2 tRNA genes and 1 rRNA gene are annotated in these 464 nt (G+C 40.7%); all 3 read right to left on the bottom strand.

Annotated features, from left to right (window positions below):
• Window positions 1-13: 13 nt before the first annotated feature.
• Window positions 14-86, bottom strand: a tRNA-Thr gene (locus JN080_RS29170).
• 47 nt (window positions 87-133) lie between these two features.
• Window positions 134-208, bottom strand: a tRNA-Asn gene (locus JN080_RS29165).
• Window positions 209-217: 9 nt separating this feature from the next.
• Window positions 218-334: ribosomal RNA gene (rrf, locus tag JN080_RS29160) — 5S ribosomal RNA — on the bottom strand.
• Between the last annotated feature and the right edge of the window lie 130 nt (window positions 335-464).

The raw sequence follows: 464 nt of genomic DNA, 5'->3' as shown, positions 1-464 counted from the left end.
TATATTTATAATAAGCTCCCAAGCGGGCTCGAACCGCTGACCTCTTCCTTACCATGGAAGTGCTCTACCTACTGAGCTATGGAAGCATGTCTACCGCTTGTTGCAAAAAAAATAAATCTAATTTTATTGAAAATGGCTCCGCAGGTAGGACTCGAACCTACGACCGATCGGTTAACAGCCGATAGCTCTACCACTGAGCTACTGCGGAATAATCCCAGCCTGGCAACGTCCTACTCTCACAGGGACTTGCGTCCCAACTACCATCGGCGCTGAGAAGCTTAACTTCCGTGTTCGGTATGGGAACGGGTGTGACCTTCTCGCCATTATTACCAGACTAATTTTTTAAGACATATATTATTATAATATCTTTTAAAAATTTTTCAAGAGGAAATTTTAAATTTTTCATTCCCTCAAAACTAGATAATTATAGAAGAAGTTTTTTCTGAACGAGTTCGCTTGAAAAA

Origin of the sequence: Bacillus sp. EB600, from assembly GCF_024494385.1 — a bacterium.
In the GTDB taxonomy this organism is placed as follows: Bacteria; Bacillota; Bacilli; order Bacillales; family Cytobacillaceae; genus JAEVLT01.
The sequence above is the reverse complement of the archived record's forward strand: the minus strand, read 5'-3'. Positions and strand labels throughout refer to the sequence as shown.